Below are 15,041 nucleotides of genomic sequence, written 5' to 3'. Positions count from 1 at the left end.
TATTCTCACAGGGAAGTAACCTCAATTCTGAGCTCAGCATAAGATTGTACAATGAGATCTGCATCCGGGAGAATATGTGTTGAAGCACTAGTACCTTCGCTTTCTGCTAGGCCGATAGCTACCTGTACACCCGCTGCTTTAGCCATTCGCATATCCCCGTTAGTATCGCCGATAACCGCTGTGTACGCGGGTTCCACGGCTAACCTTTTGCAGGCCAGCTGCACCATGTCGGGGAAAGGTTTACCCTGATCCACAAGATCTGTTCCAATTACTTCGGAGAAATAATGCCGTATGCCCAGCCATTGGAGATGTTTGTCTGCGGCCTCTGTTTCATCTGCGGTCACCACGGCGAGAGGGATGCCTGCACTCACGCACTCATCAAGAAAACGATGAAGTCCCGGAAGGGAGTGAACAGGGCGTTTCTCTTCTAACATAACATCCGCTTCGAGACGGCATTGATGGACAAGCTCCATGGACTCCGCCCAAGATAAACCTTGCAGATAACCCTGCCATGACAGAATGGCATAAAGATCACTCATAGTCCCCATAGCCAGCGGTCCGTTGCGATCATAATTGGTAATGCTCCCCTGGGCATTGTGTATAGTTCCCATTAATGCAGGGAGCTGCTCTTCTGCAATCTGTAGCCCTCTTTGCTTCATATACTTCGTGAATCTCTCTAAAAAACATTCGCCCCAGCTGCCCCAGAGGGATACGAACTGGAGCAGCGTACCATCCTTATCGAATAGAATAGCTGCTACAGTGTATCTGCCTTGCGGAGTGATGAGCTCAGACATGAAGTCCACCGCCCTTTATTTTAATTTATCAAGCGCTGCTTGTGCCGTTTCTTGTGCTTCCTTAAGTGCTTGTGCTGCTGGGATATTCTCAATTTGCACCTTATCTGCGGCGATTGTCAACGCATCGTTAATTTTGCCGCCAGTTGGGTCTTGGAAAGGTGCAGAACCATGAGAAGCTTGCATCAATGGGACCTTAATCTGTGGATTGCTTTCGCTGAATGACACAAATTCCGGGTCTTGCAATGCGGATTGGCGCACCGAAATATATCCCGTATTAATGGACCAGGACGCAGTATTCTCAGCATTTGTGAAGTAGGTTAGCCATTTTATAGCTGCTTCCTTTTCACTGTCGTTAGCTTTGGATAGAATGCCGGCCATAAGTGCTTGGGCTACGGGTTTGCCCTCACCGATCCCTGCCCAGCCTGGCTGCTCCATAGCCGAAACAATGCTGAAGTCCAAGTCTCCCTGATCGCCGCTGGAGCCGGTGTAGCCTGCGGATTGACCCTTCATTACATCGTCAATCGTCTTGTACCAATACTCCCAGCCTTGACCGCCGGAATGAATTCGCATGATCTTATCCTCGTGAATCCACTTGCGGAACAAATCCCAGGTTTCAATCCACTCTTTAGAGTCGACCATAACTTGTTTTCCATCCTCACTAAGGATAGTGCCTCCTTTGCTGAGTACGGCATCAATCATGTTCCCTGAACCCCACATAGGCTCCCAACCATAAAGGGTGGTTTTGCCGTCGTCTTTCACTGTCATTTTCGCAGCTGCGGCAGCTAGATCTTCCCAAGTCTTTAGTGTGCTAGCATCAATTCCATTCTTCTCAAAAACATCTTTGCGATAGTACATGACCTGCGTTGTTCCATACATCGGCAGGAAGTATTGCTTACCATCAACCTGGCCCTGATTTAGAAAGGTTTGGACAAAATCCTCTTTATTAAAATCTGGCTGCAGTGCCATAAGCTCGTCTATCGGAGCGAAATATCCTTTACGGGCCCAATCTACATTGGAGGAGAGAGCAGCCGCAGGCACTTTTCCTATAGCGATAGCTGCTTGCAGCTTCTGTTCGGTTTCAGTGTAGTCTGCCTGCGCGATACCTTTGACGATGACCTCTTGCTGAGAGGTATTAAATTTCTGAATCAGTGCCTCCATATTCTCACCAAGCTTGCCGCCGAGACCATACCAGAATTCAATCGTTACCGGCGCATTTTGTGTGGGTGCAGCCTCTGTGGAGGGGGAGGAAGAAGCTCCATTTGCCGCTGTAACATTGCCTGTATTCGCATTTCCTCCGCAAGCTGTTAACATTGTAAATCCGGCAACCAAAGACAGGGTGGACAGTCTCTTCAATACGTTCATCATCATTCTCCTCTTATTAAAATAGAATTGTTAGCTTATCCTTTGCTGGAACCAGCGGTCATGTTGACACTTTGCATGATCGTTTTCTGAGCTAGTAGAAATACTAGCAGCAACGGGGCGATGGTGAATGCGCTAGCGGCCATGATCAGCGGCCATTTTAATCCGTAAGCACCTCCTTGAGTAAAGAAACTACGCAGACCCGCCGAGACTAGCTGGAGATTAGGGTCTTTGGTGATCAGCATCGGCCAGAAATAGTTATTGTACTGATCAATGAAGGTGATCAGGGCTAGCACAGCAAAGGAAGAACGTGTAATGGGGACAAGAATGGTCCACAGAATCCGCATATGTGAGGAACCGTCCACTTCTCCAGCCTCCACCAGCTCATGGGGAACCTGAAGGAAGGCTTGGCGAATTAGAAAGATGGAGAAGACACTTACACAGTTGGATAGAATTAATCCGGCATATGAATCCAGTAGATGGAGCTGGGACAATACCAAATATCCGGGAAGATAAACAGCGGTGGCTGGAACCATATAGCCGAAAAGAATAACGCCTGAGAACAGCCCTCTGAAGCGGAATTTCATATGCGTAAGCGCATAGGCCATCATCCCGGAATTTATGACCTGCAGAATAACAATCGACACAGCGACAAATATGCTATTGCCCATATATCTGAAGAAAGGGGCTTCGTGCCAGGCGGCTGAAAAATTACTCCACAGCGGATCCTTAGGCCAAATTGTGGGCGGAGACTGCCAGATTTCATCATTGGTTTTTAAGGCGCTGGTGACCATCCAATAGAAGGGGAAGGCCATGATCAGTGCAATAGCTGTAAAAAATAGATGGCGGGTCAGCTTGCCCGCGCGTACGATCGTTGCATTCATCAGTCGTTCTCCTTTACAGCAGTTGTTATTGATAATGGGTTGTCCGTTTACTAACCTCTAGTGAGATTACGGAGAGCAGCATACATATAAATACCAGAATCATTGCGACACTAGAGGCTTCTCCAATCTGAAAGGCTTCAAAGGCAGACTGATAATACATATAGAGCAAGGTGCGTGTTGATCCTGAGGGTCCACCTTGTGTAAGTACGTTAATCTGGTCGTAAGCCTGTAACGCCCCGATGATCTGTACGATGAACAGAAACAGTGTCGTTGGCGAGATTAGCGGTAAAGTAATACGGCTGAATTTTTGAACAGCATTTGCTCCATCCAGTTGAGCTGCTTCCAGCAGATCCGTAGGGACATTGCGTAGTGCCACCAAGTAAAAAATCATCGCCCAGCCTACCGATTTCCATATTGTCACGAGCAGAACGCCAAGCAGCGCCCATTTAGGGTCTTGAAGCCAACCGATTTTTTCTAGACCTAAGAGGTCAAGTACAGTATTGGCAAGGCCGATTTCGGGTTCATAGATCCAGGACCAGACAATGGATACAGCCACGGTCGGCGTGACCCAAGGGGAGAACAGCAATACCTGATAGAGGGTGGACCCTTTCAGCTTCCCGTTCATCAGGAGTGCTAGTCCAAGTCCGATCAGAATAACGGGCAGCACACTTCCGGCACAGAATAACAGAGTCACTCTAAGTGCTTTATAGAAGGCAGGATTGCTGAACAGATCCAGATAGTTGGTTAGTCCGACAAAGGTTTTCTCAGGGCTCATGAAGTCCCATTCGGTAAAGCTGAGATAAAATACATAAAGTAATGGCGCTAGCCAAAATACAACGAATGGAATCATTGCCGGCAAGGTGAAGAGCACCGGTTTCAACTCCCCTATAAATCTCGAACGTTTCATTATTCTGTCGATACCCCATTCCATCTTCTGTTTTTTGCGGTATAATTCTGAGGCAAGCTCTTCCGTTCAAAAAAAATTGTACACTCATCGAGCGGCTGCGTGGTCAAGTGGACGTAAAGATCGATGCGAGATTATGTAAAAATTTAAGAGATTAGCGCAGGTAGTTGCTATTTTGTGTAAAATAGAAGGGTAGATTCTAAGTGGAATGAAGGTGCAGCTATGAAACAGGTAGCCTTTGGTGAAGAGAATAAAGACTTATCTCCACGCGAGCAGCTGCTGCGTCCGATGATCGATGCGATTGCTCAGACGATGGACCTATATGGTGCGAATTATTCATTCGGGCAGCTGTATGGAATTATGTTCTTTGAAGACCGTCCGATGACGCTTGAAGAGATGAAGAATGTGATGAATATGAGCAAGAGTAATATGAGCTATGGAGTCCGTTCTTTGATGGCCTCCAAGATGGTCACTAAGCTGGAGGAGAAGCGGGACCGAAAGGATCTGTATGCAGTGGAAACAGATTTCTTTCAGACCTTTAAGAACTTTTTTGGGATGAAGCTGCAGCGGGAGATTGATGTCATGAAGCACGCTTTAGACGTTGTCATTCCTGAGCTGGAGGGATTGGTTCAAGCCGTGGATACGTCTGAGGAGGAGCGGCAATTCTGCCTGAAGGATCTGGAGAAGCTGGAGCATGCCGTTCAATATTATCATTGGCTGCAGCAGTTCGTGGACGAGCTTGGGGAAGAGAATTACTTCGCAGATAAGAGAAGGTCCTAGACCGTCTACATTCACATATAGATGTACATAATTGTATATAGATCTCCATTTTTGCGGGTGTTCCTTAAGCCGGTTCGGCTTGAGGTTCACCCTCTTTTTTATGATAAAGAAACAAAAATAAGAAGAAAATGTAACCAATAGCAGGTGGAACTTCCATAAAATATATAGTTACATAGGGACAAGAAATGTTTTTAAGGAGATTCTGAGATTGAAAACGAAAAAATATATGCTGCTTGTTGTTGTCATAATTCTACTGCTAAGCCTTGCTGCTATTTTAAATACACAACGTGAACCTTCAACAATTACTATTAATGTAAATGGTCAAGTTATAAAGACGGTAGCTGCCAACCCAGCCTCGCCTGATGATCTTATGATCCCTAAGGCAGTGGCTGAACAGGCACTAAATACACAAATCGGCTGGCAGAAATCCGGACCTCTTCCGCAAGGCATTTACTACAGAGATCAGGTGGCTGTGCTGATGTATCATCATCTTTCCGAGAAGCCCATGCCACAGTTTCCTTGGGTGTTATCGGTTGATCGGTTTGACGATCAAATGAATCTGCTGAAGCAGGAAGGTTTTCATGTGATCACCATGGCGGAATACCGCGAATTTATGCTGAATAACGGCGCAGTTCCGGACAATGCAGTGCTGCTGACCTTTGATGATGGATATGAAAGTTTTTATGAATTGGCGTTCCCCGTTTTGCAAAAATACGGATATACAGCCGTCAATTTTGTTATCGTATCTACAATTGATCACCCAGATCCGAATAGCGTGCCGAAGCTCACTTGGGAGCAAATGCGGGAAATGAAGCATGCTGGGATGGGATTTTATAGTCATACCTATGATTTGCATCATTATGGGATTGTGGATGCCGAGGGCGGGCAGCGGCCAGCTGCAAGTGCTTTGTTATATGTTGATGATGAGAACAGGAATGAGATGAATGTTGAATACTACAGCAGAGTTACACGTGATCTGGCCAAGGCGGAGCAAAGGCTGAAAGAAGAATTGGGCAATACGGATTCGGCAATTGCTTTTCCTTATGGGTCCTACAATGACAGATTGCTGGCTGTTTGTGATTCGCTGGGGATTTCACTGACCTTCAAAATTGAGGATGGGATTAACACTAGAGCGGATCGGAATGCCGCACGAATTAACGGGGGAAGTGAGACACTTACTGCTGCGTTGACGCTTGATCAGATGAAGCATATCGATTTGCCCATGGAATTGACCTTGAACAACCAAAAGGTGAATATGGTAAGGAATTCTCCTGAAATGAGGAAGGGAACCTTGATGGTTCCGTTTCATCAATTATGCAAAGATCTGCATATAGATATGAAATATGATCCGAAACGCCGAATCGTTGAATTGACTCATATGGATGCAGGAGCATGAAAAGTGTCACTTTTATTGATGATGAGATTACAAAAAGTGAGTAATTTCGTCATTTTAGGCGAATCACTAGTTGCTATAAGTGAATTCCTTACTGTAGACTATAAACAGAGTACTAATTGGTAGGCGAATGGAGAGAACTGATGGAATTGTTTAAGCGTTATTACGCAAATTTAACGGTCCGGCGTTTTTTGATTTTAGGATTGGTTGCTCTGCTGCTATTCAGCATTAGAGATATGCTTAATTTGGTACTGTTGACGTTTTTGATTGCGTATGTAATGAATAGCTTTCAAGTGCTGCTCACGAAACGCATTAACAAATATGTAGCAGTTAACAGCAAAGTGATTATTGTTATTCTATACCTTGCCTTAATCGCTGTAGTTGTCATAACCCTCGTTAATTATCTGCCTAAGGTTTTCATACAGATTAAACAGTTAACGAATTTTTTGACCAATTTGACCCCTGAGAACATCCCGCAGAATGATATAGTGCAGTATATATTCGCCCAGCTTAAGGATTTGAACTATCAGTCGTACATGAAAGACGGTATTGAATATGTCTTGAAAATAAGCAATTGGGGCACCAGCTTTGTTTTATCAACCATTTTGAGCTTTGTATTTATACTTGAGAAAAACAGGATCGTTAGCTTCACTTCCCGCCTTAAAGAGAGCAAAATTTCTTGGTTCTATGTAGAGCTTGAGTATTTTGGCAGAAAATTTATTTCCTCTTTCGGAAAAGTGATCGAAGCACAAATTCTGATCGCGTTGTTTAATACATGCTTTACGGTGATCGGACTCTGGATTTTAGGTTTTCCTTACCTTTTCGCATTATCCATTATGATCTTCTTGCTCAGTTTAATTCCGGTAGTAGGTTTTGTTATCTCGCTAATCCCACTTTGTATTATTGGTTACAATATTGGTGGTCTAGTCATGACGATATACGTACTGGCAATGATTGCCGTACTGCATTTTGTAGAAGGCTACTTCCTAAATCCTAAACTGATGTCATCCAAAATGAATTTGCCTATGTTCTATACGTTTATCGTGTTGTTATTCTCTGAGCATTATCTCGGGGTATGGGGTCTGATTCTGGGGATTCCGATCTTTGTATTCTTCCTTGATATTCTGGAAATTAACAGAGAGAACAAGATAGGAACTTAGGGATTCTGTTATAAAATAAGTATTAAACATACAAAACCCGGCTAAATGGAAGGTCCATCTAGCCGGGTTTTTTGTGTATGTTACAGCGTCGCTGTATGTATTCCCTTAACCGAAGGAAGTATGGACACTATCTGAAACGATGTCCCTCAGCTCCGCTTTATATGCCGCATACTGCTCGGTTGTTATGCTTCCAGCGGCTAACCGTGAATCCAGTTGATCCGTTAGCTGGGCAACTTGTAGATCGATTACAGCTTCAATATCTTGGCCTTGTTCTGATGCAATATCTTGAAGTGACTTACCGTCATATATGGCCTCGTATAGATCCTCGTCCGTTGGCTGGTTAAGTACCTCCAATAATTCGTCTTGATCCGCGACCTCTGCGGTGGACCATTTTACAGGCGAACTTGCATTAGCGGTAAGACTAGTCCAAGCATTTCCGAAAGACATCACTACAACTACCGTTCCGACTATGATCACTCTTTTTATATCCATTAGAGTCCTCTTTTCTTGTTCTGCAATAACTTATCTTGCTTAAGCATCCGTCTAAAGTATCGTTTAAAATGGGTTCTAACTAGTTATATTGTAACCCGTGAAGCTGAACTGAAGCTTAAGCAATATTAAAAATAACCTAAAGATTTAACACGGCTATGATATAGCGATAATACACCACAGGTATACTTTCCAGATGAGCTTCAATGCATATTTATGCATTGAATCACAATCAAACAAATGGGGAGTGTTCGGAGTTTTGAGAATAACAGCAAAAGCTAAACGTTTTCTATCCAGCGTAATTGCCAGCAGTCTGATGTTTGGAATCATGGTTCCAGCAGGATATGCCGAGGAGCAGCAGCTGGAGATGGAGCAGACATCTTCCGAATTAGAGGCGCATTTTGATGAACAGGTTGAGCTCGACACGCTTTTAAGTCAACCGACTGTAATGGCAGATGTGTACGCGGTACCTAACCATCCAGGAGCATTACTGATTACAGAAGTTGTTCCGGATACTAAAAATGTAAAAGGGACAGATGGAACCTCTGTAGATGGTTACGAGTTCGTTGAGGTCTACAATAATACGGACAAGCCGGTTAATTTTAAGGATTATTATTTCTTTTATAATGACAAAGATACATGGGCACCTAATGGTGATGCTGTAATACCGGCGCATGGAAATATTGTTTTCTGGATTATGAACGGCAATAATCTGAATGTTCCTACGGAGGATTTCATCAAAAACTTTAGTCCTACTGCAGCTTTGCAGGAAGGAGTGAATCTGTTCCGGATCAACGGTGGCGGGGGGATGGCTAATACTTCTGCGCGTAATTTACAAATTAAAAGCAATGCAGGAGATACGCTAATTGTTTCTGCTTCCTATGGAAAAGAACAGGTGAAGGAGAATAACGGGATCTTCTATCAATATTTGCAGGCAGATAGCTCCGTTATGAACCTCATGGCGAATTCGGGAACGGTTGTGGCTACGCCTGGAACCGTAGAGGCAGAACAAGTGCCTGAGCTAGTTCCTGGGGACAAGCAGCCAGTGATTGAACATATCGCACAGAGTAGTGTTGATCCAGCCGATCTTCCTATCAGTGCGAAGATTACTAATCTGGAAAGCGGGGCAGATGGATCACTACCCGTAGTGAAGCTACAGTATGGCTCTCCTTCTCAGGTGAAAGATACGGTAATCACCATGACCTCAAAAGGTGGGGACGATTATGCGGCAATGATTCCTGCAGCTGCGCTGGAAGAGCCGGAGCTGCATTACAGCATCCGCGTTAACAATGTGACAGAGAGTTATTCTGTTCATGTGAATCTGCCGGCGTTCGATCCGAACAATGTGCCACCATTGTTAATCACAGAGCTGCTGCCAAACTCGACGAATGTAAAAGGAACGAGCAGCGACGCTTTTGAATTCATTGAGGTCTATAACAATACCGATGCACCAGTTAATTTCAAGGAATACAAGGTCTATTATCGTTATCCCGATAAAGGTAACGCTTCTGATGTGAAGTGGCCTTCGACACCAGAGAACTTTCTGATTCCTGCACAGCAGTCCGTGGTGTTTTGGGTTATTAATAGTGCAAATAGCACTTACACTGCTAATGATTTCAATACAGAATTCAACACAAACTTAATTGAAGGCACCAATCTCTTTTTGATCAAAAGCGATGGTATGGCGAACTCAGGCCGCCGGGCAGTCGTAATCAAAAGTAACACGGAGAAAGAAATTTCCTCCGCGTATTATGATGCAGACCTCACCTACGATGGTGGAGCTAAAGGTGACGATACTAAAGAAAATAAAGCCCTTCTATACAAGTATCCTGTCAATGGACTAAGCAAAATGCTCAAGATCAGTACGGGCTCAGCCGTTCCGTCACCAGGCCATACAGATGTAACACAACTTCCAAACACGCCGATCCATGTGGAGCCGGATACAGAGAAACCATCAGTAGAAGATCTGACGGGCGTAACGGAGATTGACCAGTCGATGGGTCTCGATTTGAAGGCTTTTGCTGATGACAATAAAGCTGTTACTTCTGTGGAGGTTAGAGTATCTTCGGACAAGCAGCCGGAGGCTGTTAGCCACAATCTATCCCAAGACTTCAACGACAGCTTGTATCACTTTAAATTGACCTCTGCTGATTTGATTGGCAGAAATGAAATTCAATATTACTTTGTCGTTTCTGATGGAACGAATGAAACACAATCTCCAGTAATAAAAGTAAAAGTTACAGGAGGACAGGATCAATCCCCACTTCGTTTGAACGTGAAGGAGGGGCAATTGATCAATGGTTCTGTGACCGTAAAAGGAACCTCTGCCACCGCTAAGGCTGATGATTTAGGCTTGAGCATCGACAGTAAGCTACTGGGCAATAACGAGGCATATACTGCACTTGAGAATGATGCCTACTTTGTATTTGAAGCCAAAAATGTGGATTATTATTTTAAAAATGCCATCACGATGGGACCGGAAGAACTAGGAGATGCCAGTATTCTGTATACCTTTCTGGACCCGATTACTACGTATACTACATTGACTTTTCCTATTTCTTCTGCCGCTTTACAAGTGGGCGCGGATAATGTGATTTACATTCGGGCGGGCTCTAAATCTTCCCCCTTTGACCCTCGTCCTGAGGAGAATAAGGATGATTTTGAAGTGAAAAATGTTCGTCTCCTGCTGGCAGACGGTACCGAAATTTGGGATCCGGCTTATGCAGAACGTGATAAGGAAATCAAGATGGGGGACAGCGCAGGTAAGCACGAATCCCTCGGCTTCCAGTTTGATCTGAAAGCGGATTTGTTCCGCTCAAAGGCGTATAACTGGAATACTAAAGAAGTACCTGACGGAGAACATAAAGTAACGCTTACCGAAGGTGGAACGAAAGTATCATCAAACGTGATTGTCGATAACACGCCACCATCCATTAAAGCATCGATAGAAGAAGGACAAACTTACCGTGGCAATTTTGAAATTGCTGCTGAAGTTAAGGATACCTATGCGGGTGTAGATAAGGTCAGTGTAAAGCTGGACGGTAATGTCATTGAACTGCCCTATGCTACTTCATCCGGGAAGTTATCCGCTGGGGATCATACGCTTTCTATCACAGCCTTGGATAAGATCGGCAATCAGGCAGAAAGGGTAATTGCATTCCATGTGCCGAATGAGAATCCATTTGCACCACTGCTTATTTCTCCTACGAACTGGGAGACTGCTGTAGGTACTAATCCGACTTTAAAGATTAAGGTTGAAGATCCTAATCAGGATAAGATAAACGTTACCTTCTTTAGAGGATTCAAGTACGATGCTAACCATCCAGAGCACGGCTTTGCTGGGTTTATAAACGCATCCGATACAGAGCCGCCGAAACAATCCGAACCTGCGGGCGAACAAGCGCTTAGCGGTGACGACTACAGTAAAATAAGTGCGGTGGACGGACAATATTTAATTAATGATGCTGTTGATCAATTCCCTTATCAGCGTTATGAAATTAAGCTGGATGAGTCGGTTAAGGCGTCAGATCGTGTAGATATTAAATGGAAAGGGAATTCGTTGCCGGGACGTAAAGTAAGTCTCTACGCTTGGAGCCCTGCTCAACAAAAATGGTTACAGCTGGATCATTTAATCGCTGGAACAGAGGATTTTGAGCTGAAATCCACGGTTACAGCTGGAGCATATGCTAATGGAAATAGCATTGCTGTAATGGTTCAGGACGAAATTGCTTCTGTGGCTAAGACAGCACCTACAGTAACACAAGATACGTATGATTTCTCTTTTGTATGGATGTCTGATACACAATATTATTCACAGAGCTACCCTTACATTTACCGTAAAAATGTAGAATGGATAGCTGACAACAAAGAGAGCTTGAACCTGAAATATGTAATCCATACAGGAGATGTCGTGGATAAATCCTATCAGGAGTATGAGTGGAAGGAAGCTGACCGGAACATGAAGGTTCTGGAGGGAGCTAACATTCCTTATGGTGTTCTTGCGGGTAATCATGACGTAGGCCATCAAACCGGGGATTACACGAAGTTCTGGGAGTATTTTGGGGAGTGGAGATTCAAGAATATGCCGACCTTCGGTGGCTCTTATGACAACAACAGGGGCCATTACGATTTAGTGTCTGCGAACGGAAATGATTTTGTTATTGTATACATGGGCTGGGGATTGGCTGAGGAAGAAATCGAATGGATGAATGAGATCGTTGCCCGTTATCCAGAGCGTAAAGCGATTCTTTGTCTCCATGAATATTTGCTGGTTTCTAATAACCGTGCACCTATTGCGGATAAGATTTTTGAGATGGTTGTGAAACCTAACAAAAACGTAATCGCAGCACTGTCCGGCCATTATCATGATGCTGAGCTTAAGGTGGACGAGCTGGATGATAACGGTGACGGTATTCCAGACCGCAGTGTCTATCAAATGCTGGCAGATTATCAAGGTGCTGAAGAAGGAGGCCTTGGCTATATCCGTCTGCTTCAGTTCGATGTTGCTAATAACAAACTTCGCGTGAAGACTTATTCGCCTTATTTGGATGATTATAACTACTATGATGAAGACGAATATCCAGGCAAAGATGAGTTCGTTCTGGATCTGGATCTACAGCCTGTGACTAAACGTGTGGCTACCGACTATATCGGAGTCAAGGTTTACAGCGATCAGGAAATTTCGGCCAATCAACAAGTAGAGAGTGGCGCGGAGACTCAGGTCATTTGGAGTAAGCTAAATCCGGATAGCTACTACCAATGGTACACAAAGGTTGAGGATGATCACTCCGGCAGTGTGCTTTCAGATATCTGGGGCTTTTACACTGGAAAAGAGGATGTGACGCCGACACCAGAGGTGACACCAACACCGTCGCCAGAGGTAACGCCGACACCTGAGGTATCGCCATCGCCAGAAGTGACGCCGACACCAACACCTGAGGTGACAACGGCACCTCCAGTAGTTTTCCCAGTGCCAACAGTGACTCCACCGCCTACAGCCACACCTGGAGCGGGAAAAGGAAACATTGAACTGACATTAGGAAGTAATGGAACGTATATAGCTGATCCGTCAGCCTTGAAGAAGCGGATAGAGGAAGCTGCTACAGGGGGAAGCCTAAAGATTAGCGTAGGCGGAGCCGCCTCGGCTCAAGATCAGATTAGAATTGCTCTTGATGCAGCGAGTATACAACAGGCTATCGATAAGAAGCTGAACCTGAATATTGTGTCTTCTAACGTTACATTGAGCGTACCGACAAGCTCCTTACCAGCCATCCCGGCAGGCAGTGATATGCTGCTACTAAGCATTGATATGAGTATGATTTCTGTACAGGCCAATGTCGCTGGAATGGGTCCAGCTAGAGCTACCGTTACGATGAACCTCAGTACATCAGCAGGCGGCAAAGAAACAGCTATCCATCAGCTTAAAGGTACTGTTACGGTTACCTTGACGCTGACTAAGGAACAGCTTGCTAAGCTCGATACGGATTTTGCGGGTGTCTATTATGTAAATGGCAGCACGTTAGAATATTTGGGTGGAGTGTTTAAGGATAATACCGTTACCTTCACAACAAATCACTTTTCCTCCTTTGCGGTGCTGGAATACCATAAGCAATTTAGGGATACTGCTGGCCACTGGGCAGAGTCGTATATTTCCAAGCTGACGGCTAAGCATGTGATTAAAGGGATTGACGATACGCATTATGGACCACAGGCGAATGTAACCCGCGCAGACTTTGTTACACTGGCCATTCGTTCTCTCGGATTGGATGAGGCAAGTGGAGCTATCGCCCAGAGTGCTTTCGCAGATGTATCTAAAGATGCTTATTATGCACAGTCGATAGACAAAGCTGTCCAGCTTGGATTGATCCAAGGCAGTGATGGCAAGTTCCGCCCTAAAGATGCAATTACCCGTGAGGAAGCGGCAGTTGTCTTGCAGAAACTGATGCAGTATAAAGCTGGATCGCAAGCTTCCGTTGCTGCTACTGCAAGCTTCAAGGATATGAATAGCGTATCTGAGTGGGCGAAGCAAGCAGTCATTGATTTACAGGCTAAGGGAATCCTTGACGGCAAGGACAACAATAACTTTGACCCTCGTGGTAAAGTAACCCGCGCTGAAATCGCAAAACTGTTATATGGAATAATTAATTTATAAGATTGGATGGCAAAGGCAGGCAGAGGTGACTCTGGTCTGCTTTTTGTCATTTTTGGCGTGTAGTCTTCATGTTCTTCTATGAAAAAAAGGAAATTCTCACTACTCATATGATTTTTCATATATAATATTTTGGATTAATTTTTAATTTTCAAATTTTTCGAAATAAAAGATAGATTGCAAGGAGTGCAAGTGAAATTAAATATCTCCAATCTGCCACTTCAGGAATCGGGTAAAATATATTTACCGGTTAGAGCGTTATTTACCGGCCGTATAATCTTTTATGCAGGTTTATGATGAAGACAGTCATGCGCTTGTACTGGAAAGTGGTCAATAAGCTTACAAGTTAGAGGGCACCTTTGTGAGTGCTCTTTTTTTGAATTCTTAAAAATACGCACTTGACAGGTAGGAATAAAGGGGTATATGATATCACCAATACTTAAACAGTAATTAAATGAACAGTGAAATAATTCAACCGAGCTGATTGGACCACCAAAGGCTCCCGTACTTTTCCCTTGTCAGGGGTAGGTGCTGGGAGTCTTTTTTTATGGGCTGATTGGGAGAAAGCAGAGGTAAGCATGAGCGAACAGTATTGGAGACAGCTGGAGGAGACGGATTGGGCATTTCGCAAGGCGGTTCGCAGATTCGTGAAAGAGCGGGATAAGGTCGCCGTAGCAGGCATCTCCTTACCAGGCATGCTGATTCTGCACAAAATCATTCGCGATGGTGAGCAAAGGCTAGGAGACTTAGCGGATGAACTAGACTTCACCTCAGGTGCGATTACCGCATTGAGCGATAAGCTTGAGGCGGGTGGATATACCGTACGTAGACGTAAAGAAGGCGACCGTAGAACGGTAATGCTGGATATTACGGATAAAGGCCGCAAGCTGGCGGAGCAGAACAGCAACATCGGAGAACGATGTATTTCGCTTTTGTTTGAGGGGTTTACGGAGGAGGAATTGGCGCAGCAAAATGACTTTTATCAGCGGATCATTAGCAATTTAGAAGGATTCTCGGATATCCTGCTGAAGCTCGCCAAGGAGAATGCAGAGACCTCTCCAACCCTTGAACAGAAGCCACGCACAACCACTAAAAAAAGTAATTATCTTAGCTACTAAAAATTGAAAATA

At 44.5% G+C, this 15,041-nt stretch carries 10 protein-coding genes; 5 read left to right on the top strand and 5 right to left on the bottom strand.

The features are described from left to right. Positions 1 to 5 precede the first annotated feature (5 nt). From MHH49_RS08470 to MHH49_RS08455, 4 genes are read right to left on the bottom strand one after another with little or no spacing between them, the layout of a single operon-like run. Positions 6 to 794, bottom strand: coding sequence for an HAD family hydrolase (locus MHH49_RS08470; protein ID WP_341138091.1), 789 nt, complete (start codon positions 792 to 794; stop codon positions 6 to 8). A 15-nt stretch (positions 795 to 809) separates the two neighbouring features. Continuing rightward, complete coding sequence (locus MHH49_RS08465; RefSeq protein ID WP_341138779.1) at positions 810 to 2,156, bottom strand: ABC transporter substrate-binding protein; 1,347 nt, start codon at positions 2,154 to 2,156, stop codon at positions 810 to 812. A 35-nt stretch (positions 2,157 to 2,191) separates the two neighbouring features. Then, on the bottom strand, positions 2,192 to 3,037 hold the full coding sequence (locus MHH49_RS08460) for a carbohydrate ABC transporter permease (RefSeq protein WP_339189174.1): 846 nt from the start codon (positions 3,035 to 3,037) through the stop codon (positions 2,192 to 2,194). Between the two features lie 25 nt (positions 3,038 to 3,062). Then, positions 3,063 to 3,944: a carbohydrate ABC transporter permease gene (locus tag MHH49_RS08455; RefSeq protein ID WP_339170823.1), complete on the bottom strand. Its 882-nt coding sequence runs from the start codon at positions 3,942 to 3,944 to the stop codon at positions 3,063 to 3,065. 219 nt (positions 3,945 to 4,163) lie between these two features. Here MHH49_RS08455 and MHH49_RS08450 point away from each other — a divergent pair, with 219 nt between their 5' ends. From MHH49_RS08450 to MHH49_RS08440, 3 genes are all read left to right on the top strand, one after another. After that, the gene (locus MHH49_RS08450) at positions 4,164 to 4,721 is read left to right on the top strand and encodes a GbsR/MarR family transcriptional regulator (RefSeq protein WP_076101159.1); all 558 of its coding nucleotides are present in this window, start codon (positions 4,164 to 4,166) and stop codon (positions 4,719 to 4,721) included. A gap of 208 nt (positions 4,722 to 4,929) precedes the next feature. Then, a complete protein-coding gene (locus tag MHH49_RS08445) occupies positions 4,930 to 6,117 on the top strand; it encodes a polysaccharide deacetylase family protein (protein ID WP_081382606.1) in 1,188 nt (395 codons plus the stop codon). A gap of 140 nt (positions 6,118 to 6,257) precedes the next feature. Then, entirely contained in the window at positions 6,258 to 7,274 is a 1,017-nt protein-coding gene (locus MHH49_RS08440) for an AI-2E family transporter (protein WP_076101160.1), read from the top strand. A gap of 105 nt (positions 7,275 to 7,379) precedes the next feature. Here MHH49_RS08440 and MHH49_RS08435 read toward each other — a convergent pair whose 3' ends face one another. After that, on the bottom strand, positions 7,380 to 7,766 hold the full coding sequence (locus tag MHH49_RS08435; protein WP_038568262.1) for a hypothetical protein: 387 nt from the start codon (positions 7,764 to 7,766) through the stop codon (positions 7,380 to 7,382). 256 nt (positions 7,767 to 8,022) lie between these two features. On the opposite strand from MHH49_RS08435, the gene MHH49_RS08430 reads away from it, so the two are divergent. Further along, positions 8,023 to 13,914, top strand: coding sequence for an S-layer homology domain-containing protein (locus MHH49_RS08430; RefSeq protein ID WP_341138090.1), 5,892 nt, complete (start codon positions 8,023 to 8,025; stop codon positions 13,912 to 13,914). A gap of 575 nt (positions 13,915 to 14,489) precedes the next feature. Next, positions 14,490 to 15,029 (top strand): MarR family winged helix-turn-helix transcriptional regulator, encoded by a 540-nt coding sequence (locus tag MHH49_RS08425; protein WP_036687318.1) that lies wholly within the window; start codon positions 14,490 to 14,492, stop codon positions 15,027 to 15,029. Positions 15,030 to 15,041: the final 12 nt, after the last annotated feature.

It is taken from the genome of Paenibacillus sp. FSL F4-0122 (assembly GCF_038002845.1).
Lineage (GTDB): Bacteria > Bacillota > Bacilli > Paenibacillales > Paenibacillaceae > Paenibacillus_AQ > Paenibacillus_AQ odorifer.
Note: the sequence above shows the minus strand (reverse complement) of the source record. Positions and strands in the feature narration are given on the sequence as shown.